This is a genomic window from Aliivibrio fischeri ATCC 7744 = JCM 18803 = DSM 507, assembly GCF_023983475.1.
Classification (GTDB): domain Bacteria; phylum Pseudomonadota; class Gammaproteobacteria; order Enterobacterales; family Vibrionaceae; genus Aliivibrio; species Aliivibrio fischeri.
The window spans coordinates 2,850,459-2,874,213 of the sequence record NZ_CP092712.1; the positions used below are offsets into that span (position 1 = coordinate 2,850,459).

19 protein-coding genes are annotated in these 23,755 nt (G+C 36.9%); 12 read left to right on the forward strand and 7 right to left on the reverse strand.

All coding sequences use genetic code 11. The annotated features are described in order from the left end of the window. Positions 1 to 195: 195 nt before the first annotated feature. The 5 genes from gorA (at position 196) to AVFI_RS13120 (ending at position 7,238) form a co-directional block, all read left to right on the forward strand. On the forward strand, positions 196 to 1,554 hold the full coding sequence (gene gorA / locus AVFI_RS13100; RefSeq protein ID WP_188863874.1) for a glutathione-disulfide reductase: 1,359 nt from the start codon (positions 196 to 198) through the stop codon (positions 1,552 to 1,554). Positions 1,555 to 1,649: 95 nt separating this feature from the next. After that, entirely contained in the window at positions 1,650 to 2,975 is a 1,326-nt protein-coding gene (locus tag AVFI_RS13105; protein ID WP_199414918.1) for a tyrosine-type recombinase/integrase, read from the forward strand. Further along, positions 2,968 to 4,728: a hypothetical protein gene (locus AVFI_RS13110; protein ID WP_188863911.1), complete on the forward strand. Its 1,761-nt coding sequence runs from the start codon at positions 2,968 to 2,970 to the stop codon at positions 4,726 to 4,728. The genes AVFI_RS13105 and AVFI_RS13110 overlap by 8 nt, the downstream gene beginning before the upstream one ends. Beyond that, positions 4,728 to 6,776 (forward strand): hypothetical protein, encoded by a 2,049-nt coding sequence (locus tag AVFI_RS13115; protein ID WP_199414919.1) that lies wholly within the window; start codon positions 4,728 to 4,730, stop codon positions 6,774 to 6,776. The genes AVFI_RS13110 and AVFI_RS13115 overlap by 1 nt, the downstream gene beginning before the upstream one ends. Before the next feature lie 3 nt (positions 6,777 to 6,779). Further along, positions 6,780 to 7,238, forward strand: coding sequence for a hypothetical protein (locus AVFI_RS13120; RefSeq protein WP_054776221.1), 459 nt, complete (start codon positions 6,780 to 6,782; stop codon positions 7,236 to 7,238). A 462-nt stretch (positions 7,239 to 7,700) separates the two neighbouring features. On the opposite strand, the gene AVFI_RS13125 is transcribed toward AVFI_RS13120, so the two are convergent. The 3 genes from AVFI_RS13125 to AVFI_RS13135 all read right to left on the reverse strand — a co-directional run bounded on the left by AVFI_RS13125 (position 7,701) and on the right by AVFI_RS13135 (position 10,414). Further along, entirely contained in the window at positions 7,701 to 8,498 is a 798-nt protein-coding gene (locus AVFI_RS13125; protein WP_054776222.1) for a hypothetical protein, read from the reverse strand. 75 nt (positions 8,499 to 8,573) lie between these two features. Next, a complete protein-coding gene (locus AVFI_RS13130; RefSeq protein WP_188863912.1) occupies positions 8,574 to 9,974 on the reverse strand; it encodes a DEAD/DEAH box helicase in 1,401 nt (466 codons plus the stop codon). After that, positions 9,971 to 10,414 (reverse strand): hypothetical protein, encoded by a 444-nt coding sequence (locus AVFI_RS13135; protein ID WP_236782104.1) that lies wholly within the window; start codon positions 10,412 to 10,414, stop codon positions 9,971 to 9,973. The genes AVFI_RS13130 and AVFI_RS13135 overlap by 4 nt, the downstream gene beginning before the upstream one ends. Before the next feature lie 206 nt (positions 10,415 to 10,620). On the opposite strand from AVFI_RS13135, the gene AVFI_RS13140 reads away from it, so the two are divergent. Further along, positions 10,621 to 10,833, forward strand: a complete 213-nt coding sequence (locus AVFI_RS13140; protein ID WP_054776224.1) for a helix-turn-helix domain-containing protein — start codon at positions 10,621 to 10,623, stop codon at positions 10,831 to 10,833. Positions 10,834 to 10,990: 157 nt separating this feature from the next. Here AVFI_RS13140 and AVFI_RS13145 read toward each other — a convergent pair whose 3' ends face one another. Further along, a complete protein-coding gene (locus tag AVFI_RS13145; RefSeq protein ID WP_188863913.1) occupies positions 10,991 to 12,394 on the reverse strand; it encodes an RES family NAD+ phosphorylase in 1,404 nt (467 codons plus the stop codon). Between the two features lie 235 nt (positions 12,395 to 12,629). Here AVFI_RS13145 and AVFI_RS13150 point away from each other — a divergent pair, with 235 nt between their 5' ends. The 6 genes from AVFI_RS13150 to AVFI_RS13175 all read left to right on the forward strand — a co-directional run bounded on the left by AVFI_RS13150 (position 12,630) and on the right by AVFI_RS13175 (position 20,251). Further along, positions 12,630 to 14,450: an AAA family ATPase gene (locus tag AVFI_RS13150; RefSeq protein WP_188863914.1), complete on the forward strand. Its 1,821-nt coding sequence runs from the start codon at positions 12,630 to 12,632 to the stop codon at positions 14,448 to 14,450. Beyond that, the gene (locus AVFI_RS13155; protein ID WP_188863915.1) at positions 14,443 to 15,354 is read left to right on the forward strand and encodes an ATP-binding protein; all 912 of its coding nucleotides are present in this window, start codon (positions 14,443 to 14,445) and stop codon (positions 15,352 to 15,354) included. Before AVFI_RS13150 ends, AVFI_RS13155 begins: the two co-directional genes overlap by 8 nt. Further along, a complete protein-coding gene (locus AVFI_RS13160) occupies positions 15,354 to 16,793 on the forward strand; it encodes a response regulator (protein ID WP_252653951.1) in 1,440 nt (479 codons plus the stop codon). The genes AVFI_RS13155 and AVFI_RS13160 overlap by 1 nt, the downstream gene beginning before the upstream one ends. A gap of 393 nt (positions 16,794 to 17,186) precedes the next feature. Next, on the forward strand, positions 17,187 to 18,440 hold the full coding sequence (locus AVFI_RS13165) for a TRM11 family methyltransferase (protein ID WP_155662856.1): 1,254 nt from the start codon (positions 17,187 to 17,189) through the stop codon (positions 18,438 to 18,440). Beyond that, entirely contained in the window at positions 18,441 to 19,568 is a 1,128-nt protein-coding gene (locus tag AVFI_RS13170; RefSeq protein WP_155662855.1) for a DUF262 domain-containing protein, read from the forward strand. Beyond that, positions 19,565 to 20,251 (forward strand): MAE_28990/MAE_18760 family HEPN-like nuclease, encoded by a 687-nt coding sequence (locus AVFI_RS13175; RefSeq protein WP_155662854.1) that lies wholly within the window; start codon positions 19,565 to 19,567, stop codon positions 20,249 to 20,251. Before AVFI_RS13170 ends, AVFI_RS13175 begins: the two co-directional genes overlap by 4 nt. Before the next feature lie 115 nt (positions 20,252 to 20,366). Here the strand turns inward: AVFI_RS13175 and AVFI_RS13180 are convergent, their stop codons facing one another. From AVFI_RS13180 to AVFI_RS13190, 3 genes are read right to left on the reverse strand one after another with little or no spacing between them, the layout of a single operon-like run. Continuing rightward, positions 20,367 to 21,095 (reverse strand): DsbA family protein, encoded by a 729-nt coding sequence (locus AVFI_RS13180; protein ID WP_054775879.1) that lies wholly within the window; start codon positions 21,093 to 21,095, stop codon positions 20,367 to 20,369. A 23-nt stretch (positions 21,096 to 21,118) separates the two neighbouring features. Further along, positions 21,119 to 21,622, reverse strand: coding sequence for a protein disulfide oxidoreductase (locus AVFI_RS13185; RefSeq protein ID WP_005421462.1), 504 nt, complete (start codon positions 21,620 to 21,622; stop codon positions 21,119 to 21,121). After that, the gene (locus AVFI_RS13190) at positions 21,622 to 23,718 is read right to left on the reverse strand and encodes a protein-disulfide reductase DsbD family protein (RefSeq protein WP_188863798.1); all 2,097 of its coding nucleotides are present in this window, start codon (positions 23,716 to 23,718) and stop codon (positions 21,622 to 21,624) included. Before AVFI_RS13190 ends, AVFI_RS13185 begins: the two co-directional genes overlap by 1 nt. Between the last annotated feature and the right edge of the window lie 37 nt (positions 23,719 to 23,755).

Below are 23,755 nucleotides of genomic sequence, written 5' to 3' on the forward strand. Positions count from 1 at the left end.
TGCTCAGTTTTATCTCCTTCCTGAAACCTGCAAGCGAAGCGACCTGAAACCTAGTAGACCTTGAAGCTCTTATACCTTGAAAAAATAAAATTTGGTCGCATTTCATACATAGTAAATAAAAAGAATTAATACCAATGTAATAAATTAGATGAAGATAATTATTAGAATTGGTTAACACTTATTGGAGAGAAAGTAATGACTACGCATTTTGATTATATCTGTATCGGCGGTGGTTCAGGCGGTATCGCATCTGCAAACCGTGCATCAATGTACGGTGCAAAAGTGGCACTGATCGAAGCTCAAGATCTTGGCGGTACGTGTGTAAACGTAGGGTGTGTACCTAAAAAAGTAATGTGGCACGGTGCTCAAGTTGCTGAAGCCATTAATCTATACGCTGAAGATTACGGCTTTGATGTAGAGCTAAAAGACTTCAAATGGAACAAGATGATTGAAAGTCGCCAAGCTTACATTGGCCGCATTCATGAATCTTACGATCGCGTACTTGGTAATAACAAAGTAAACGTAATCAAAGGCTTTGCAAAGTTTGTTGATGCAAAAACCGTTGAAGTAAACGGTGAGCACTACACAGCGGATCATATTCTTATTGCCGTTGGCGGTCGTCCAACCATTCCAAATATCCCTGGTGCAGAATACGGTATTGATTCAAACGGTTTCTTTGAACTGACTGAACAACCAAAACGCGTTGCAGTTATTGGTGCAGGTTACATTGCTGTAGAAATCGCAGGCGTTCTTCACTCTCTAGGTACAGAAACTCACCTATTCTGCCGTAAAGAATCACCACTACGTAGCTTTGACCCAATGATCATCGATACGCTAGTTGAAGTAATGAATACCGAAGGCCCAACACTTCATACTCACTCGGTACCAAAAGAAGTAGTTAAAAAAGCAGACGGCAGCCTAACGCTTCACCTAGAAAACGGTAATACACAAAACGTTGATACGCTAATTTGGGCTATCGGTCGTCACCCAGCAACGGACGCTATCAATCTTGATAAAACGGGTGTTGCGACGAACGATCGCGGTTACATCAAAGTGGATGAATACCAAGAAACAAACGTGAAAGGCATCTACTGTGTTGGTGACATCATGGAAGGCGGCATTGAGCTGACTCCTGTTGCGGTTAAAGCAGGTCGTCAACTTTCAGAACGTTTATTCAATGGCAAAACCAATGCAAAAATGGACTACGATTTAGTTCCTACGGTTGTATTTAGCCACCCACCAATTGGTACGATTGGCTTAACAGAGCAAGAAGCTGACGAACAATACGGCAAAGAGAACGTGAAAGTGTACACATCAGGCTTTACTGCAATGTACACAGCGGTCACTAAGCACCGTCAACCTTGTAAGATGAAACTAGTATGTGCAGGCGAAGACGAGAAAGTCGTTGGTCTACACGGTATCGGTTTCACGGTTGATGAAATGATCCAAGGTTTTGCAGTAGCAATGAAGATGGGCGCAACTAAGGCTGATTTCGATGCCGTTGTGGCTATCCACCCGACAGGTTCTGAAGAATTTGTTACTATGACACGTTAATGTAGAAATACATAAAATACACGTTTGTAAATCTGGAAAATAAAAATTCACTGACTATGCTGTATGTATCGTCAGTGATATTTTCTAGGTGAGCAATGACTTTATTAATCCAATCCAGTGATGTTTTTAAGAAAACAGAACTACACATCAAAAATGATGGTTCTTACCATTGCACTCCATTCAAAGGGAATATTGGTTCTCTTCCGACTCTATTTAATCAAGATGGAGAATTTCTTCACGAGCCAAATAGCTACCTCTTTTATCTTAAAGCCATTAAAGGCGCTAAAGACCTAAATCCATGCTCTCAGGCTTTACTAAAATACTATCAATTTCTAGAAGTCGAACAATTAAAGTGGGATCACTTTCCCCCAATCAAAAGACTAAAGCCTACTTATCAATTTCGTTCATACTTACTCAAGTCGATTAAATCTAGAGAATTAGCACATAGCACTGCTAATCACTATATGAATCACATCAAGAATTATTATCTATGGGCTATGAGCGAAGGATATCTAAAAATTAAAAGGGAACAAGAAGCTCCATTTAAAATAGAATTAATTAACGTTAATAACCTAGGAATGTTGGCACATATCAAACCAGTGTTTACAGTCGAAAGTAGTGATCTTCGAATCAAAGTACCTAGAGATAGCACCTCAAAAAATATTCGCCCTCTCTCTCCTTTAACTCAAAATTCACTTGATTTATTAATATACTCTCTACCCTATGCTTCAGAAGAATTGAGACTACAAGTACTACTTTCTATAGACACAGGAATGCGAGTTGAAGAAGTTAGTACATTCACCCTAGATGCATTACACACCGCAACTCCCATAGCTGAGAGTCAGCACCGTTATGAAATAACCTTGTGCCCTCAAGCCACTGGAGTTCAAACTAAATTCGATAAACAAAGACGTATTGAAATCTCTGTCGATTTACTTCAAGCCTTGCGTAAATACCAAGCGTCTGAGCGCAGGTTAATTAGAGCCAATAAATTATATACAAAAATAAAGCAACTTAGCGTCAATGAAGTATTACTAAATAATAAAACTATAGCAATTCTAGAACAATGTAGACGCCACGAACCTTTATTTATCAGCCAACAAGGTAACCCTGTTACAAGTGAGACAGTAAAAGCCAGATGGTCTGAATTAAGAATTCATATTCAACAAATAAATGAAACATTCAAATACCGATTTCACGATCTTAGAGCGACTTACGGAACATATCGACTAAATGATTTATTAGAGGCTAACTTAGGAACGATAGAGTCCTTAGAGCTTCTTATGGGATGGATGGGACATAAAAACGAAAGCACCACTTGGAAGTATCTGCGTTTCCTCAAGCGAAAAGAAATATTCAAGGTAAAATTTGGTATTTTAGATTCTATCATGCACGAAGCTATAGGTGATGAATATGAATAAAGTGACTTACCTAAGTGGATGGGATAAGGACTTATATTTTTTAATGGATGTTAGTAACAATCGGTATTGTGATTTCAATCGATTATTCTATAAAGGAGTCCCTACCACCAAAAGTTTACACAAAAAAAATACCTTCAAGCCAGCGAATCGAGACAACTTTATTTTTCAACTCATAGAAGAGTATGAACAAAAAAAAGAAGAAGGAGTTTCAGATAGTACACTTTATCACTTGTTTTATAGCATAACTAATTACATAAAATGGTGTGATAGCGAATGCATCAATCCATTCAATAAAAATTCTATAGAAAGCCATTTTCAGTATCTTTTCGAGCAAGTGAGGCTTGGTGACCTAAAAAATACAAGCTACAACCGAAAAAGGTCTAATCTGTTAGTTATTTTTCGCGATTACCTCGACCTACCTGCCAACTGGTTTCGAGATATACCATCAGTTGGTCGAGATCAACTGGAACCGTTCGAAGCATATACGAGAAGTGATTTAAATCAACTTCTTCCATTTTTAAGGCAACTTTTTAATCAGACCTCTAAACAATTCCTTAAAAACCCCAAGAAGCACATAGAAGCACATAACAATGTAAAAACCATGATTTTTCATTGGAAAGAAAAAGACTACAATCTTTGTGGTGCTGTTTCAAAGATGATGTGCGCTGCCACATTTTTAATGAGCTATTACACCTACTTAAACACGGGTACTTTACTTAAGTTAAAGCGTCCAAATAATGCCTCAATATCAATTGGGGAACTTTGGTATACCATGCCTGCGTTTAAACGTAGAAGTTTCAAGACGATTACTATTGAAATGGGTGAGCACGGCTTCTTAGACATACCCAAATACTGCATTACCTTTTTTGATACCTTACTTAAGGTATCAAAAGCCTTAGATAATTCTAATAATGCCCTATTACTCCAGACTATTGCGTATAAAAATATACATCCCCTTACGGGAACAACCCTTGAGGACTTTAACAGGCGCTGGTTACAAGTTCACTTTCCTTTTATCGATCAACAAGGTCGTAGACTTAGACCTACAATCAGCCGTTTTCGAGAAACTGGGTCACAGATCACAACAGCCTATCAAGGAGAATTAGCCAATAACATAACACTAGACAACACTCCACATATTCGAAAAAGACATTACTCTACAGGTAACAAACATACCAACAATGCCATAATGCAAGATGTTGCATCTATCCGCCAAGAACAGGCAATAACTAAACTCAGTGCTAAAGAAGCTCAAATATCTCTTGGTATTGAAGTACTTACCATTGAAGAAGAAAACAGAACGAATTTCCCTCAATTATCTCGCACTCCAAACGGAGGCAGTTGTGCTAACCCTTTTGGGGAGAAATCTGAGGCATACAATAGAAAAGCTAAACAAAGAAATTTGCTGAAAGATGGTGAAAAACTGGCATGTGCTGATTTACTAAAATGCTTTGGGTGCCCAGAACAGGTCATAGTTCAATCGGTAAGCGATATTTGGTGCCTCCTATCATTTAAAGAGTGTATTAAAGAGTCACTGTACCTACATTTAAATACGCATCATTATCGCCAAAACTTTGAAAGAACAATCATTTTCATTACAGAAAATATCATACCAAAACTGAAAAAAAACATTCTAAAACAAGCCAAAGTCATGTTAAACGATAAAGGCTTACATCCCCATTGGGATGATGCTGAATCCATCATTGCTATGATACCTAAAACACATTCAAAGATGCCTAAGGAATTGAACTGATGAGTAATCCATATTTATATGCTATTGATTTCCCCAAACAATATGAACATAAAGATATTGATATTATTCATTTATTTTATAAAAAAGATTGGAATGCACTTAATAATGTCGTTGTCTGTCGTGATAAAAATGGAGTGGTAACGGCTCGTTTTGGTGAAAGTAAATGGAATCTTAAGCCTTATGCCAGAAGCAAAAGCCACTATTCATTCATATTTGAAGATTGGGATGATGCATTTGAGTTACAACTTGAACTCAAATTATTAGCTTATGGTTGGCTTTTTCATAAAAGTAATAACGGGAAAGCCCCTAAATTCACAACTATTATTCAGCGGTTATATAAAGTAAATATAGTCTTTCGACATCTTAAACTAATGAATATAAAGTCACTTTCGGCGTTATCAGATTGTAGAACACTTGAAGATTTCAAAAATGCCCTAATAGAGCAAGATTATAGTCAAAACACTTTAGATAAAGTTTTTGTTTCTATTAATAAGTCTATGGATCTCGAATCTTGGCTTCAGTTTTCATTTGGCTTCAAAAATAAATTTGAAACAGTAAAACTATCAAGAGAACTAAGTAACAAAAAAGCTCAGCAAACTCTCGTAATCCCAGAACGATTAAGTGACTCAATTTATGGGAAAGCTATTGAATTAATCGAAGAAGCCCTACCTTACAAATTATTAATTGCTAACACAGAAGTTAACTTACAAAAAAACTACCTAGAAGCTAAACATATACTTGATACCAAGATCCGAAATGGCACTCAATTAACTTGTACCAACAATGCTCGTGAAATTATTAATAATCGTAAATATTTAACCGCTATTGCGGATTATCTACCTTTAGAGATCAAAACTATTATAGCTCCACTTTCCAATCAAAAAATAGGTAGAAAGATCCATAACGGCAGGGACTTCCAACAATATTTTGGACAACTAATTACAGCTTGTTATATCGCTTGTGGAGGCTTTTCTGGTATGCGTGACTCTGAGTTAGATAAACTCACACCCAATAGCTATTACAAAGATAATTTTAATGACCATGTTTTTCATATGCTCCAATCCAATACATTTAAACTCGGTGAAAAACGAGAAACTTGGGTTGCAGCACCTATTGCAGAAAAAGCAATTGAATTAGTATCTACATTAACAAAAGCATGGCGAGGCCAAGTCGAATATCCAGATCCTCGTTACACCAATTTACTTTGGTGCAACCAAATTTTACGCTCAAGACCTCCCGTATTAATTAGTACTTGGAATGAACGACTACATCGTTTCTGTAAGCAATTCGGTTTTCTTGTTACCAAAGAAGATTATCAAGAATGTATTGAATCAAATCCTAGCTCAATGAACAAAATTAAAGAGAGTGTTGTAATTGGACAGCCTTGGCCCTTAGCAACTCACCAGTTTCGTCGCTCACTAGCTTTTTACACCATCAAACACCGGCTAGGGACCAAAGTTGCTCTAAAGCAACAGTTTAAGCATCTCTACCTTTCAATGACTGAGTGGTACACCAATGGAGGGCAATTGGCTAGTATTCGTGAATTAGTTATTGATAAAAACATCCAGCAAACTCTGGATATCATTAACTCAGAAATGACCACGAATAAGATATTCAAGCAATGGCACACTGACGAATTACTATCAGGCTCATATGGAAAAGCTATTGTAAAAATGAGAGGAGATATCCCTTCTATTTATAGCTCTTGGGAAACAATCTATGAAGCAGTTAAAAAAGGCACATTAACTTTACATGGAACAGCACATAGCTACTGCAAAAATGGTTATGATTGCGATATGGATGGTGTTGTTATTCCTCAGTTTTGTGTAGATTGCAATGGACAAGGAAGCATTATAGACAAAGACCAAGCAAAATGGTGGCAAAACAAACATAACAATTTAGTTCGTTACATGGAAATAGGAGAAGATATCTCAGTGACAGATAGAAGTCATTACATCACACAAATACGAGCCGCTGAAAATGTAATGACCGATTTTCATATGAAATTCACACCTTTTGAAGCTGAACTTAAGGTCACGGAGATATAAACTATGAGAAAAAGTGAAAACACCTTAATCGCATTAGAAGCAGCATTAGAGCGGATTGCAAAAGGTAAGCCTAAACATATCCCTACAACAAGAAAACTTAGTGTAAGGGCTGTTGAAGAAGAAGCGAGCCTAGGTAATGGTAGTGGCTACTATTACCCTGAGTTTGTTGAAAAGGTAAAAAAAACCAAAGCAAATATAGCTACTGATAACGGCATACATGTACAAACAGATATTCAATCAGTGCGATCCAAGCTCAACGAACAAAAACGTATCAAGCAAAACTATAAAGAAAAATATGAATCAATAAAAGATCAGCTAGCTCTATTTGCAGCAGCACAACATCACCTCAACGATAAATTAGTTCAAGCGCTAGCTCGGATTGATGATCTTAATTATGAAAATATAGATTTACGTAAGCAGCTTGCTAAAGCGAATAGGAATAACATTACAGCATTAAAGTAAATCTTTAGTTGTAATGCTAAAAACCTAAAAAGTTAACAACAATTATAGATAAAATGGCTGAGGGAGCTTCTTAAACATATCTCAAAAACAAAGTTAGATATAAAAAATGATATGGCTAGTTTCTACCTCATGATGCACCTTGCGTAACGCAAGTTGCGTCATAATAATATCCCCCTAGAAAGCGTACTCGATAAAACTTCAATTCCTTTAACATCATAAGTTAGATTAAGAATTCAAATCATACATCCAGTTATTACGATTCGGAGTGTGGTTGTCTATGAACGTTCGGAAAAATATGGTTGCTTTCTGTGTTTCTGTAAGCAAGTTTGATTTACTATGTAACTGCTCATACTAATAAATCCACTCACAACAATTGCTTTATATGATCGAGAAATGAGAAGGCTTAAACGTAATACCAATACAAGACAGATAACAACTGTTTAGGCACGACTGATAGACATTCTAATTAGGTTTAACGTCATATGAGTATAATCGGCTAAGAAATGGTTGATCTACTACAGATGATATAGCACATTTAGACAAAGTAGCCGTTTGTACTATTGATATAAATTCGTTCAGGGAGTAGCTGTTAGCTAGTGCAATATCTAACTCAGAACGCGGTATATGATATCCTGTCAATTTATAAACAGCACTCTGGCATGTATCGACAATACACACTTTAGATAACTCTGGAAGAACGATCCTATTTAGACCGTTAAATTGGGAAATCCTACATATTTTCTTCGGGAGAAAAAGAATTTTAATACCTGTAGTGCTAATAATATACTCAACCCAAGGCATTAAATAATTCGATACAGCGTCACTGACGCGAATACATAACAGTGTATCGCCTTCAAATTTTGATAGCAGATCAACGCAATCATAGATGCCTAAATCTGGCTGTGAGCCTGAATTAATTTGTTTTTTTAGTTCATCGCTATGATACTTGCCAATCTTGTTAAGAAATGCCTCAACAGCTTTTTCATTAGAGGCAGCATGTCGCCAGATCGTATCAATAATCCCGTTGATATGCTCCCCATTAACATTTAAACATACACATGAACGACTACTGTCACTAGATAACCTCCCTTCAAATTCAGAAGAACTGATACCATTCCAGGGACTAAGTTCACAGCACAGAACTTGCTCAGTTGTTGAGTTGAGCCAATTACAAAAATGACTCGTGATATCAGGTGTCCAAAATAACATTAAGATTCTCGGTAATTGTAATGTTGTTTTACTGAACATAGATTGAGTCATTAATTAAACATACTAACTTTTATCTACGACAGTCTCATATTGCACTAGTTTAGTTACTCCCTCCACCATTTCTATCTATTGAAATACATCAACTATCTGTTGTCTAAAACTCCCTACAATATCAAAGTAGTGTTCATGCGACTCTGCTAAATAGCTTAATGGTTCCATGATCTGGAATTCATCACTATTTTCATTTAAAGAATTAAACTCTCCTAAATCGGTTCTTAGGTTAGACATCATGTCTTTTGAACCATTTTCTTTTTTTTCTAAAGAAGAAAAGAATACACCGCTCATATCGTCACAAAAAAGTAGATTCTGTTCTGGGATCTCTTTATCAACCCTATGTGCGTATTTAACCAAATTCGGTTCAGCAAATGTGTATAGCCATGCTTCTTGATTATCCCCCCTATTTACTCTAAGGATCCGGCCCAATACCTGCCTAAAGTGGAGTTCGGTTTTAACTCGACTTAGATGACAGCATACTTGAAGGCGAGGTATGTCAGTACCTTCACTCACCATACCAACACTTACGATCCATTCTGCTTCGCTATGTCGGAAGTGGTTTATCTTACCGGCTGGATCGTCATGTTTATAGGTAACCAAAACAGTGTTTTTTTTGTATTTTCTGGATAATATTGAGAACAGCTTTAATGCATGCTCAACAGATGATGCTATAACTAATCCGGCTGCATTTTTTTTATTTTTCCGGATTTTTTCTAGTTTGTTTATGCCACATTGAAGCAAGTACTCCATACATTTTTCATCATTAATAATCGCCTGATATGACCCAGAAGAGTCTTTTAAAAAATCATTAATACAAGAAAAATTCTTTGATTCAGACTCTGCGCTTCTTATGGTGATTTTTGCGTTATCGATTAAAACAATTTTAGGTGAACGACAAACACCATCGCTCACAGCTTGGCTTAATCCGTAAACATAGTTACATTCGATTTGATTATTGGGATCTGTGTAATTAGATAAGCATATTGGAGCTTTGTCAGAACGCCATGGCGTCCCCGTCAGAGCGAGAGTATATGTTGCTTGGGATTGAATATTTTCAATTATTTTTTCTCCCCAAGAATTCGCATCATTAAGGCTCGAACCAGCACAGTGATGAATTTCATCAAAAATCACCAGTACGCGATTGTTTTTTATCAACTCCCAAAACTGGCGATCAAAGAACTGTAAATTTTGATAGGTATAGGATGCTCCTAAAGCACCAATGATGCCATCAAAACGACAGTTTAAACGTGAAGTAAAGGTTTGCTCCAACCCTTGTGAGATGGAAGTAGAAGGAGAGAAACACAACACAAAATCAATTTTCTTTACCTTGAAAAGACGAAAAGCAACTTCTGCTGCCATAACAGATTTTCCAGCCCCAGGGGTAGCTAGACAAAGGAAGTGCGGTTGACCTTCATTATAACGCTCTAACGTCAGTTTCACGCACTCTTCTTGCCATTGTCGTAGAGACATCATGATAACGTAAGGGCCATCTTAATTGCTCGTATCTCACCAACAAGCTTGGAACTCTGCGTTTTGGTTTTCCGTTGGATATCAAGCAAGCTATCCGCTAAATGAGGATAATCCAAACACAGATTTTTATAGGTTTCAAACTCATGAATACACGCCAGAAAATCACTTTCGCATTGCTCAAGTCGCTTCTGAAGTGTAATTTTAGGAAAAAAACGATTTTCCTTTTGGTGCTTGAGTTCAATTGGTTCAGACTCAAGTTCACTGCCTTTAATCGCTGTATTCCATTTCGTTTTAGAAAACTGGGATGTTTTTTGGTACTTAGGCTTTGTTAATGATTTTTCAGTTACTTTCTCCAGTAGCTTCAGTCTTTCTAAGCGTAAGATATGCCGGTAAACGAAACGCCTTACTTTATGTTTATCTTGTCCTAAATTGGTGAACTTCATAAATGTATCTCTGAGTTCTAACACTGAGAAATTATCTAGTTGGTTTTCAATCAGGATCTGATAAAGGGAATGGTCTAAGTCTACTGATTTGTTGGGCATGTTTGATGGTTACCGGAGTTCAATTACTCTATCTGAAAATACGGATTATAGTCCGTGGATTTATATACCGCAACTAAGGATAGTTTTAGTCTTTATCTGGACCATAAATGAAAGACTTAGCAGCAAGCTTTGGGAAAAGATTACGAGAAGTCCGAAAGCTAAAGGGACTCTCTCAAGATAAACTAGCGCTAGTAGCAGAGATAGATAGAAGTTATGTTGGTCGTATTGAGCGTGGTGAAGTCAATATTACACTTGAGAAAGTCTACGAATTAGCGGAGGCACTAAAGTGTAATGTCACCGAGTTGTTGCCAGATATTTGAAGGTTATAAATATTAGATGTAGCTGTGTTGGTAAAAAATCAAGCTTCTTTATTTTATGGAATCACTAAAAAACATGTTTTTACAGGCTATGTTAAAGTTCTACACTTCAATATTGTAGCAATAATTACAACAACTGAAATCAAGCACTCAGAAAAACCTAGAACAATTCATCTTCATTATAGGTAAAACAATAATCTATCACTTCGTGGCTTTCTGAGGTGTAATTTACACCTTTGATAACCTCAACAGTAATCTTTTTACCATCAATCTTTAAGGTATCAACTCGTTCGTTACTCGAACTTTCGTCAATATTAATTTGATGTTCTGGAGGCTTATTGCCCTCCGTTTTTATTGAAGGTGATGTGGACTCAAAAACCATTCTAGTCACCGTTGGAGAAAAATAGCGTGAATCCTCATCAATTTCAAAAAGTTTAACTTTTACATCAGAGTATGGTTCTTTATCAATAATTGCGACCTTAGATGCCTGCTGAAAGAGTACAATATTTTTAGAAGGTGTTGCCGTTTGAGAAGAAGAAAAGATTATTCCATCCCATTTAACGCCTAAATACTCAGCAACAAGCTGCGTCGTAAGGTACTCCAGTTCAGCTTCATGAGGCTGAACTGGGCGTGATATTTGATTGCTAAGAGTCTCTAAAAAAATAGCTTGCTGCTCAGCTCTATAATAATCTGAATCGAACAGGCTTCCATTTGCTCTAATATCTCGCAACGCAGAAATATCAATAAGTTTTAACGGTCGTATAATTTCAAATTTACCAACAACTACATAACTACCAACGAAGGGCCTAACTTCAGATATGGCTGTAGATTGTTCTATAGCCCCATAAAAACATGAAATCCCTCTAGGGTTCATTCGCCCTGCAGAAGCTAAATATGAAGGAGGAGGAGCTAGTTCTGTATCTGGAGAAGACAGTGTTTTTTGAAGAGAAAAATCATCCCTATGAACTCTTGCTCGATATAAGTATTCGATCGTTGTTTTTGGTCCAGCTGCGACAATAGCTGGTGAGCCGACATGTGTTTTTAGGTCACCTACATTATTAAAAACCTCATCTAGAACCTGTGTAGCAGTTTGATTAAAAAATCTAGCTTCTGATTTTATTGATGTCTCTAAATTTCGCCACATTGCTTCCCACTCAGGGTCAACATTACGAGAGTCAATATAATGTGCAGACTCATCATGTGCGCACTCATCGAAATCATCATATGTGGACTTTTCTGGTAAAAGTTCGAGTACATCTTCAGCTATTTGTTGGTTAACTTGCAGTATCTCACAGATGACATCTAATAGTGGGTCACCATCTCTATACCATTCGTAGTCAATTTCCTTGTCCCGTAAAGCAGCTTCTTGCCATGATTCTGGACTATTTGGCGTCCGCTTAAAATGTTTAATTAGAACGTTTTCGACTTGAGATGATATATCTCTGATTCTCGTACAAGGAAAACTTTCGTTACAGTAATCACAAGTTTGAACGTTAAGGCTATTTATCTGCTGACTTAAGAACTCTTCACCAATACATACAGTACAAACTAGGTTATCTTCCATTGATACCATCTCAAATCTAATAGGGTTAATTTGTTACATACTACAACGCATGCATAGTGATTGTCTGTAAGTTAAGGTTTGTAATTCATTGTTGCCCAATTACAGTAATTCATCTTATTTAAGATGAAAAACGCACTCCCCTCCCATCTAGAAAGTTAGTACTTGATACGTTTAGTATATATAAGGTATATACTACACCAATCGTTATAAACAATTGGTGTAGGTGAGTTTCTTGATGAGTAATGTATTTATTGAAAAAGTACAGGTTGAAGGTGGCTTTTTAGATGGCATGAGCTTAGAGCTAAAAAAGGGGCTAAACACTGTCATAGGCGCTAGAGGTACAGGGAAATCAACTTTCATAGAACTCATTCGATATTGCTTAGGTATACAAGGTCATACATCCGAATCCCACTCAAAATCACTTGCTCATGCTAAATCTGTTTTAAAAGATGGGCAAGTTTCCGTGACTCTATCCGATGGTGTTCAGACATATCATTATTCGCGCACTGCTGACGGTGACACTATTCCTCCAACACATAAAGATTTACAACTACCCCTTATATTTTCTCAAACCGAGGTTGAAAATATAGGGTTGGTATCCAATGGTAGACTAAAACTAATCGATGATTTCATCGGTGATATTGAGATTTTTGAGTTACGAGAGCTATCAGCTATTTCCCAGATTGAATCTTTCTCATCTGAAATGATGAAGCTTTCATCCACAATCAGTGATACCGAAGACAAACTTTTAATACTACCAAAACTTAAAAGTAGTCTAATAGAACTATTGGATGAAGAAAAAAAGCTTGCAGCCGTATCTTTTCAAGCGCACTCAAAGAGTCAAGCGCTAAACATGCTATCAGACAACTATCTTAAAGTTACTGGCGATATAGAACAGTTAAAGCAATATATAGAGGCACAAGAAGAGGCTAAGAATAGTCTTACGGAAATATCCCCCCATTTTATAGATCTATCAACCAAAAGTGATGGCATTACTAAAATGTACTCTGTGGAAAAAGAAGCTTATGACTTGATAGTTTTGGCAAACTCAAAATTGGACGATGTTTTAGTCATAGCTAAAAAAGAGTTAAACACACTACACAGCCTTCAATCAGATATAACAAAAAGTGGACAAGCTCTTAGAGCTGAAGTTGACTCACTTCAAAAAGGGGCTGGTGAATTATCTCGCAAAACTCAACATTTAAAAGAAGAAATAAGCAAACTTGAGAGCATCAAAAAAAATAATGGTGACAAAAGAAACAGAATATCTAAGTTGAAAATAGAACGAGACAATGCACTAAATAATCTGGAGCAAGCAAGAAATGAAAAATCTCAACTCAGAGAAACTGTCTGTCGTGATTTAACTGATAGCTTATCTCCACGCATTAAAGTTCACCTCGAAGAATATAGTCAACTAGACGAGTATCAGCAGGTTATTATCAATGCACTTAAAGGAAGCGGTATAAAATATAACGACCTAGCACCTCTCATTGCTGAATCTATACCTCCCCGACTATTACTGCAAATAACCGAAAATGATGACATAGATATGTTTCTTTCTTTATTGAACGTAACTAAAGACAGGGCATCTAGAGTACTCAACGCTTTAAAATCAAGCATAAACTCTATAGCTACTGTTAAATTAGAAGATGAAATTACTTTTGAGTTACTCGATGGTTCTGAAACTAAAGATCTGTCAGAACTTTCTACTGGTCAAAGATGCACTGTCATTCTCCCAATTATATTAGAACATAGGGACTCTTCATTAATCGTAGATCAACCAGAAGACCATATAGATAACGCATTTATCGTTGAAACATTAATCGCCTCCATCAAGCGCCGTAAAGGTCAGGGACAAACAATTGTTACGACACACAATGCAAATGTCCCTGTTCTTGGTGAGGCAGAAGAAGTAATACACTTAAATTCTGATGGCACTAGAGGCTATGTGATGGCTAGCGGTCCTTTAATGGAAGCAAATATTGTAGACGCTATTTCATCCGTAATGGAAGGTGGAAGAGAGGCATTTAATTGTAGAGCTAACTTTTATGACTAATCCAGCATACCAAAATGCCAAAAGTGATCTCACATCGACAGATACCATTAAGCGCTTCCAAAGTGCTACTTATTTTGCACAAAATATTCATACCGATATGAAGAAAGATTTAGAGACTTGCAGAAGGACTGAAAAAGTTCGTTACATCAAAATGGCTTTAGATAAAGCTCTTTATCTACTATCAAATAGTACCCCAACGCCACTGCCTTCACATGATGCAGAGCTAGGTGGCGACCTAGAAAATGCTGAACAACTAAAAAGACATTTAAAAAACCAAGCCATTGACGAATTTTCAGGGGTAATTCTTCATGAATTAGCTCCAAAATTAGGGTTGGTAGATGCGAGTCTCAAAGAAGAATTTAACAATTATGATAGTAGTAAAGCTAAAGGATTCGTAGAGCGACTTACCCAGATATTCCGAGCTATAGAATGCCTCAGAAAATCTACACGCGAACCAGAAAGCGTAGAAACAGACCTCTCTCAACTAATAAAGAACATCGTTCACGATGAAGTCATCGAAAAAGAAAAAATAAATATAAGCTTCCAAGGCATACAACCATGCATTATTAACTCCGACCCAGCTCTGATTACTTTAGCCTTTTCCAATGCTGTTAGAAATAGCTATGAATCTCTCACATCACTAACCAGTAGCGAACCTAAAAGCTTAATAATTTCATGGGGTGTGAGTGATAAAGATTCATGGATTAGCGTTATAGATAACGGGATAGGATTTATAGGTAATCCAGAGGTAGCTTTCAAACTAGGAAAAACAAGCAAACAAGGGCACACAGGCTTTGGTATGGGAATAATGAGGCAAGCTATGGATAACATAGGTGGTTATGCTGAGCTTTCTAATATCGAAACAGGTGGTGCAAAACTATTATTGAGATGGGGGAATTTTTAGTGTCAAACCGAGTATTTAATGTTTTAGTAGTTGAAGATGATACTGAGCTATCAGACCTCATTGAAAGTACTTTCAACTCCAAGTTTCTACAAGTAAACGTAATAAAAGCCTTTTCTAGAAATGCTGCATTTGAGATTCTAGATAGCGAAGCATTTTTTGACTACGTAACATTAGACCTATCTATTCCAGATATAGATGGTAGTTTCGATACGGATGCATCTAATGGATTGGCCGTTTTAGGAAAAATAATCGAAGTGTCTTCAGGTACGCCGGTACTAGTTTTAACAGGCACAAGTACTGTAGATATGATTCAAGATTTCTTAAATCACTCAAATTTGACCGATATTTGGGGAAGCGGAAATACAAGAGGTACTATTGAGCATCTTACAAAGTCACGTATAGGTGAGTTAGCTGATAAAATAGCTCAAATCAATCAAGAGTTTTCATCTTCTTTTAATGTTGAATTAGTCACCAATACTTTAGAGTTACCAATTAAACACGACCGATTATTACGTGTTTTTATTAACAGTCGAAATGCTAGCTTGGGGATTATACGTCAAATAGGAGGAGGACTATCTGCCGCAAAAGTTTACTCTGTGCTCGTTCAAGATGTCTCTGGACGTACATTGCACGCCGCTATTTGCAAATGTGGCCCAAAAGAAGATATCAATTCAGATGCTAAAAATTACCATAACTATATCAATAGATTAAAACCTGATGCCACACCAAGAATCTTAGGGCACTTAGAATATGCAGCGGGAGACAGTAGCGGTGTTTTCTATGGGCTGGCTGAAAATTACGAAACATCGTTTTTCGAGGCGAGTCTCAATCAAGAATTTGGGGGTGGCCTAATGCAAGCTATCAAGCAAATGTTAGCCCCCTGGCATCAAAATATGAGACAGGATCAAAAACTAATTCGTGAAATTCGCTCTCAGTTAGTTTCAGATACAATTGCAGAAAGGCTTATTAAAGAGTTTGGTTTAACTGAAGCACTAAACTTTGAAACTATGCCTGTAATTTGTAAAACCTCCTGTACACATGGTGATTTCCATGGAGAAAATATTTTATTGGATATATCTTCCCAGAAAGCCACTCTCATCGACTATGGTGATGTATGTGAAGGCGTCAGTATCATCGACCCGTTAACCTTAGAATGCAGTTTTTTATTCCACCCAAAAACAAGTGATGCACTCTCCGTTTGGCCTACAGAGACAAACCGAGAAAACTGGGAAAACCTTGAAGCTTTTGTTGATGGGTGTCCTTTTAAGGAGAGTATAATTTTCTGCAGAACTTGGACTACAGAGTTAGGTGTTGGTAACAGAGAGTTAGCTGCTTGTTTGTACGCATACGCATTGCGACAATTAAAGTATGAGGGTACCAACAAAGAGCATGCTATCTCTTTGATCAACACTGCTTATCGATTGTATCAACAAAGCTAACGATATCTCATAGATAATGAAGATACCGTCTCTGGAAAATAATATAGTCAAAGTTCAAGTTTTAGGAAAAACAGCGAAAGAATGCTGCTTTTCTGGAAAAAACTTACAAACCTTATTACACAAGCCTTTCCAGATTTATTACAGAACTTACCTGTGACAGTAGTGCTTAACGATGCGATAGTCTATTTCAGACTATTTTAGCAATAAAAAAACGCCGCCAATTAACCTTGGCGGCGTTTTTGTTTTATTGAATCATTAATAAAATAAAGAAATTCCATCTCTGTTATTTTATATTCAAAAGTAAATCAAAACTATACAATACAAACATCACAATCCTAACGCAGTACATATTGTACAAAGTAATCGAAATATAAACTATTAGAGGTCTAGTCAGTGATTCAGAACCCCAAGCGTTCAGCCGATTCTAAATCAAAAAATAATTATTGGTATGATTACTATGCAGGCTATTCAGAATCTTTCACTATAAGTGCCTTACAATCAGCTAAACTACCAATCAATGCTACTATTCTAGATCCTTGGAACGGAGCAGGGACAACGACTAACTCTTGCTCAAAATTAGGGCTTAAATCGTTAGGATTCGATTTAAATCCTGTAATGGTAATTATAGCGAAAGCAAATCAAGCCAACGATGATGAAATTCGACTCGCTTTCCAAAATAACAAATTACTATCAAGAAGGTACAAGAGTGAACCGAATATTCAAGATCCTTTATTATTATGGTTAACTCCTTGTTCTATTGAGCATATTAGAAAAATTGAAAAGTTTATTCTAAAAGGTAAAACCTATGATTCACTGTTAAAAAAATCAGAAGCTTTAACAACATCACAATGTGTGCAGTATGTTGCACTATTTAACACACTAAGATCTTTTTTGGATAAATTTATTCCTTCAAACCCAACTTGGATAAAAAAAGCATCATCGAATGAAGAAAAAATTGATTTAAGCTGGGAGCAAATAAAAAGCGCCTATTTAATCAACTCATCTAAAATGAGCGAAAGTTTAATTAATTCTTCGACAAATTCTCATATACAGCACCCAACACTAAAAACTGGTACATCTACAGATCTCCCTGTCAAAAGTGAAACTATTGATCTGATACTATCATCCCCACCTTATTGCACTCGTATTGATTACGCTATTGCGACCTTACCAGAATTAGCAATCTTATCCGTAAAAGGAGAAAAAGAGATAGATTCCTTACGAAGAACATTAATGGGAGCAACAACGGTACCAAAAGCAGTTCCATCAAACATTAGTTTTGGCAAAGTATGCGATCATTTTCTACTTAAAGTGAAACAGCACTCTTCGACTGCATCTTCAACTTATTATTATAAAAATTTTTTCCAATATTTCTTAGAGCTGTCATTATCAATGAAAGAAATCGCAAGGGTTCTCAAATATAAAGGAAAATGCTATCTAGTTGTACAAGACTCATACTATAAAGATATACATTGTGATTTAGCCAAAATTATTGTTGATATGTGTACTTCATTAGGACTTAAACACATTTCAACTAATACATTTTACAGTAAAAACAACATGGCAAACATCAACCCGAAAGGGAAAAAATACAGAATAAAGACTGAAGCAATCGAAAGCGTAATTGAGCTAAGAAAGGTTGAATAGATGCAAAGCGAAGAATTAGTAAAAGAACTGGAACAAAAAGTAACAAAAGTCCATACCCAAAGTTTGGACCTATCTTTTAATGAGCTACTCGATATGTATGTTGATGGAGAGCTTGATATTAACCCTGAATACCAGCGTTTATTTAGATGGTCTGAAGGCGCTCGCTCTCGATTTATCGAATCACTATTATTAGAAATGCCCGTTCCACCAATTTATGTAGTAGAAGATGAAAACGGATCTTATCAATTAATTGATGGCTTACAAAGGTTTTCTTCTTATCTACATTTAAGAGGACATCTAGATGCAGAACATTTACCGACTCCTGTACATAAAGGAGAACTATTAAAACTTCAAGATTGCGATATTGTACATGAGCTTAACGGGTTTGATTATGATGCTCTTCCTCTCCCATTAAAAATTCGATTAAAACGAGCTTTTGTTCGAGTTGAAGTCGTTAGAAAAGGAAGCGATAACAAATTTAGATATCATATGTTTAAGCGCCTTAATACTGGTGGTGAAGAGCTTACTCAGCAACAACTAAGAAACTGTACGATAAGAATGTTATCCTCTGATTTTATTGATTTTATTTCTAAGTTAAGTAAAGACAATAATTTTTCTACATGCATAAGCAAAATTTCAGACTATCAAAAATTAGGAAGTTTTGATCAAGAACTAGTCTTAAGGTTTTTTGCATTAAAAAACTGGAAAGATAAATTTACTCATGACCTAGCTGACTTTTTAACTGATTACATGGAAGCTGTTTCCGATCCTGAAAACACCAACACACCATTTAACTACGATTCAGAAGAAGAAAACTTTCTCAAAACTTTTAAAATATTGAAATTAGCTCTTGGAGAAAGAGTATTTGGTAGATCCGGAACAAACGGCCCTCAAGCAAACTTCGCAGTTTATCAATTTGAGTCAATTTGTATTGGTATCCAAGGGATTATTCAACAAATAAACCCTGATAATGACGCACATATTCAAACAATTAAAACTGCTCTTGAAGAGCTGAAAAAAGACACAACCTTTGTAACTCAAACAACGGGCGGCGGAAAAAATTCAAAGGGCTCTCTTGCCAAAAGAATAGACGTTGCCCATAACAAATTTCTTAAAGTACAGCTATGACACTAGAAGAGTTTCAAACTGAATTAGAACTTGAAAGAACTTGGCGTGAAAATGACATTCGCTTCCTTCATAATCTTCAAGAAAAACTATCAAGTTCAAAAGAAAGAGAACAACTTAGACGTTCCATCATAGGAATGCACTATGCTCATATTGAAGGTTTTTCTTATTTTGCATTTTCTCTATATGCCGAATCAATTAACGAACTAAACCTTAAATGTAAAGAAGTTAAACCAGCTATTGCAGCAGCTTCAATGCATCAAATTTTTTCAACATTGAGAAAAGGTGAAAAGAAAAACCCTTTATTTAAAAGATCTCTTCCTGATGACAAAAAACTTCACCAAGCTTGCCAAGAGATTGATTTTATAGAAAACATTAATCAAGTAGCAGAAAAAAAGGTAAAGATACCAAAAGAATTTATCAATACAGAGAACAACGTAGGCCCAAATGTGTTAAGAAAATTACTCTATCAAATGGGGTTAAATCATACGGATCTAGACAGTATAAGCTCCGACTTATCTCGACTACTTAATATAAGAAACGATATTGCGCATGGGAAATATAAAAATGGTATCTCTGATAAAGACTATGAATCTTTTAAAGCATGCTTTAATACAATTATTTCCAAACTATCCAGTCTGATAAATACAGCTTTTTCTCAAAAACATTATTTACTAGCTAGTTAATAATTTTGTCAATTGATTTTAATTTATCCTATCTATCAAAAAACGCCGCCACTTAACCTTGGCGGCGTTTTTGTTTTATTGAATCATGTTTAATTCGATTAAGCAGTTAGAGACATTACTTACCCGATTTTTCTGCGATTTTAGCTTCAACCATGGGCGCTAATTTTTCATAAGGTAAATAGCCCGGAAGAAGTTGACCATCGATCAACATAGCTGGTGTTCCTCGCACGCCTAAATCCGTAAATAGTTGGTAGTTCTTCGCTACCATATCTTGAACTTCGTTATTCGTTGATACGTACTTTTCCGCATCATTCGCTTTTGCGACCTTCATGATAGAACGCATATTGTGAATTCCCGGTTTACTTAATAAGGTCTCATTGACCTTATTGAATTTATCAGGGTTTTCTTTCCATACTCTTAATGCAAAGGTTGCCGAGTTAGCCGGATTTGAACCTTCTTTAAGTGGTACATAAATATTTATCACTTTAAGATCATCAGGATGCTCTTCGACCAACTTCATTAATACTGGATCTAATTTTTTACACCACGGGCAACTTAAATCCGTTAGTACAACAATGGTTAATTTAGGATCTTTCGCACCAAACCACGGAAGATTTGGGTTGTTGTACATATAATCATGATAATCCGCTAACGTTTTTTCATACTTACCCTGTTGAGCAATATACATGGCCAAACTCTCATGAAGGCTATCAATAATGGTAGGGTTGGCTTTAAGCATTTTATTAATATCTTCCACTTTCTCCGATTGAGTCATTGCAGAAGCAAGAGGAGAAAATAAGCATGCCATTACCAGTGTTGTGATTAATTTCGTTTTAAATTTCATTTTTATTGTCCAAATTTATTCGTTTAGATAAGCCATAAGCGAGCAAGTAATCCCATCGGAGTTGTTATCCCCGTGGTGATGTTTTTTATCTCGCCTTTATCAATAATGACGATGGTTGGGGTCACTCGAATGCCCCATTCTCTTGAAATATCGCCACGCGTATCATTTATGTTTTTAAAAGTGTAATCGTGAGTTCTCATATAACCAGAGACTCTTCTGTCCTCTCCAGAACTCGTACTCACGCCAACAACTTGATAAGCATCGCTGAACCAATTAATGGTTGGCGTTACAAATCGACACGCTGCACACCACGTCGCCCAGAAATACACCACCACAGGCTTTTCTTGGCTCATAGCGATAACATCAATCGCTTCACCTGTTGTACTTATTCCAGCAAGAGCAGGGGCAGTATTTGCTGGCATATCTTTAGTTCTCCACGCATCAACAGCAAAACTAAAAATAATGATCACCAGAAGGTAAATCAGAGTCTCTTTACCCCAGCGCTTCATTTTTTGTCTTTTACCCATTACGGTTTATTTCCTGCTTTTTTAATCGCATCCATAACGACTTTTTCATTCAAAATAACCGGAAGTTCGATGCCGTTTGGCGCACTAGGGCCATAAACCACATTAAATGGCACTCCAAATCGTCCATGCTCTTGTAGGTAAGAAGTGATTTTTTCACTCGGAACTGTCCAGTCTCCCTGCATATGAATAATATTGGCACTGTTTAACTCGCTATAAACTGGTTCTTGAAGCAACACACCAATTTTGTTTGCCTTACAGGTCACACACCAATCAGCAGTAACATCAACAAAGACCACTTTTCCTTCATCCACATATTGCTGAATAGATTCACTCGATAGCGGAACCCATTGAGGCTCTTCAGGTAGTAGGTCCGTTGACGTCATGCTGTCTATCACGGTGCCAAAGCCAAATGCGATAGCAAATAAGATACTTAACCACCCTGCCGCTTTCTTACTATGAACTTGAACGGTTCGCAGCAAGATTACGCCACCCGCAATTGCTGCAATGACATAAATCCAAAACTCTGATAGATGGTTAGAAAGTAAGTTCAGCAACCAAATGCTAGTAATAAGCATCATTGCACCAAAGAGATACTTCACCTTACTCATCCATGGGCCGGGTTTAGGTAATGAAAGAGCAATGGATGGGAAGAGAGCAACCAATATCCATGGTAGAGCCATACCAAGCGCTAACGCAGTAAAAATGCCGTACATGGTTGGGATGTTTGTTGCTAAAGCAAAAGCAACCGCAGTACCTAAGAAAGGTGCGGAACAAGGAGTAGAAAGTAAGGTGGCAAACATACCTTGAATAAAATGACCAAAGTACGAATTGTTTCCTTTTGATGCGATCCAAGTGTTGGTGTTTGAGGATAATCGAATTTCAAACAAGCTCAGCATATTGGCACCAAACAATGCCGTAATAAGCGTCATGACTCCAATAAACCATGCACTCTGAAATTGAATGCCCCATCCAATTGCACTGCCTGATAACTTAAGTACTACTAAGAACGAAGCCAAAAGCCAAAACGAAAAAACAATCCCACTTGCAGAGGCTAAAAACTGCAATTTAATCTGTTTTTTCTCAAGACCTTGAGCTGAAATAACACTGCTTAACTTCATTCCCAACACAGGGAAAACACAAGGCATTACGTTTAGAATCAAACCACCAAATAAGGCAAATAAGATCATTTTCAGAATAGACTGCAATCCATTGCTGCTTGTGATTATCCCATCACTAATGCTTGCTGGTTGCTCTGCTATAAACTCACTGTCTTTTAAAGTAACACTGATATTTTCACCGGTTAAATCCGGCGTTCCCATCCAACTGCTTACATCAAATGTTGCGGTAATATTGTTACCATCTACATCGATCTTTGGACGAGAAAAATTAGCGTCTTGCATTTCATCTGACGGACCATCTACTAAAACATCAGGCGTTATCCATCCCATTTTTTTGCTTGCTGTCACCTGAAGCTGCATTTTTGTGGCATCCCACACTGCTTCCACATCACTGATCAGCGCAGACTCTTTTGGAACCTGACTTAACCCTTGGGCGTAAACGTGCATCGCCTCTTTAGAAAGCGTTAAATCAGCAGGAGTGAATGTAAGTTCAAATGGGTAGTCAGTCAGTACACAAATAGTGGTGCAAGATGACAGAGTGAGATCAGCCTTAAAGGTGACCGGCTTATTGAGATCATCAATATGAAGTGTCATAGGGAAAATTACACTTCCCTTATACCCTAAGGTTTCAATACCAAGTAGATCGAAGCGTTTCGGATACGGCCAATACCAATCGATACTGCGAATATTTTGAGAGCCTTCCCAAGTCATGCTCGGGGCAATGCCTCCTTCTCCTGGGCTTCTCCAATACGTTTTCCAATCACCCGCTAAACGAACCTCTAGAAACCCGGCAACGGTTTGATCGACTTTATTGATTTGCCCGGTAAGAACAAAACGAGTTTCAATCGGAGTGTGGTTCTGGTTTTTGAGCCACCCAGTATTTGGGGTTTCGGCTTGAGCAACGGATATAAATACGCTGCACAACATCGCGAATAGCCCAAATAGGACCATACGTGTTGTGATTACTGATTTTTGCATCTGTGTTTCCTTTAAAAATAAATATACGTCGAATGTT

Excerpts from the sequence above, each read along its gene's own strand:
- AVFI_RS13190 (WP_188863798.1), bottom strand. The coding sequence starts at position 23,718 with ATGCAAAAATCAGTAATCACAACACGTATGGTCCTATTTGGGCTATTC.
- AVFI_RS13120 (WP_054776221.1), top strand. The coding sequence starts at position 6,780 with ATGAGAAAAAGTGAAAACACCTTAATCGCATTAGAAGCAGCATTAGAG.
- AVFI_RS13175 (WP_155662854.1), top strand. The coding sequence starts at position 19,565 with ATGACACTAGAAGAGTTTCAAACTGAATTAGAACTTGAAAGAACTTGG.
- gorA (WP_188863874.1), top strand. The coding sequence starts at position 196 with ATGACTACGCATTTTGATTATATCTGTATCGGCGGTGGTTCAGGCGGT.
- AVFI_RS13105 (WP_199414918.1), top strand. The coding sequence starts at position 1,650 with ATGACTTTATTAATCCAATCCAGTGATGTTTTTAAGAAAACAGAACTA.
- AVFI_RS13115 (WP_199414919.1), top strand. The coding sequence starts at position 4,728 with ATGAGTAATCCATATTTATATGCTATTGATTTCCCCAAACAATATGAA.
- AVFI_RS13125 (WP_054776222.1), bottom strand. The coding sequence starts at position 8,498 with ATGACTCAATCTATGTTCAGTAAAACAACATTACAATTACCGAGAATC.
- AVFI_RS13135 (WP_236782104.1), bottom strand. The coding sequence starts at position 10,414 with ATGAAGTTCACCAATTTAGGACAAGATAAACATAAAGTAAGGCGTTTC.
- AVFI_RS13170 (WP_155662855.1), top strand. The coding sequence starts at position 18,441 with ATGCAAAGCGAAGAATTAGTAAAAGAACTGGAACAAAAAGTAACAAAA.
- AVFI_RS13145 (WP_188863913.1), bottom strand. The coding sequence starts at position 12,394 with ATGGAAGATAACCTAGTTTGTACTGTATGTATTGGTGAAGAGTTCTTA.
- AVFI_RS13110 (WP_188863911.1), top strand. The coding sequence starts at position 2,968 with ATGAATAAAGTGACTTACCTAAGTGGATGGGATAAGGACTTATATTTT.
- AVFI_RS13140 (WP_054776224.1), top strand. The coding sequence starts at position 10,621 with ATGAAAGACTTAGCAGCAAGCTTTGGGAAAAGATTACGAGAAGTCCGA.
- AVFI_RS13155 (WP_188863915.1), top strand. The coding sequence starts at position 14,443 with ATGACTAATCCAGCATACCAAAATGCCAAAAGTGATCTCACATCGACA.
- AVFI_RS13185 (WP_005421462.1), bottom strand. The coding sequence starts at position 21,622 with ATGGGTAAAAGACAAAAAATGAAGCGCTGGGGTAAAGAGACTCTGATT.
- AVFI_RS13150 (WP_188863914.1), top strand. The coding sequence starts at position 12,630 with ATGAGTAATGTATTTATTGAAAAAGTACAGGTTGAAGGTGGCTTTTTA.
- AVFI_RS13180 (WP_054775879.1), bottom strand. The coding sequence starts at position 21,095 with ATGAAATTTAAAACGAAATTAATCACAACACTGGTAATGGCATGCTTA.
- AVFI_RS13130 (WP_188863912.1), bottom strand. The coding sequence starts at position 9,974 with ATGATGTCTCTACGACAATGGCAAGAAGAGTGCGTGAAACTGACGTTA.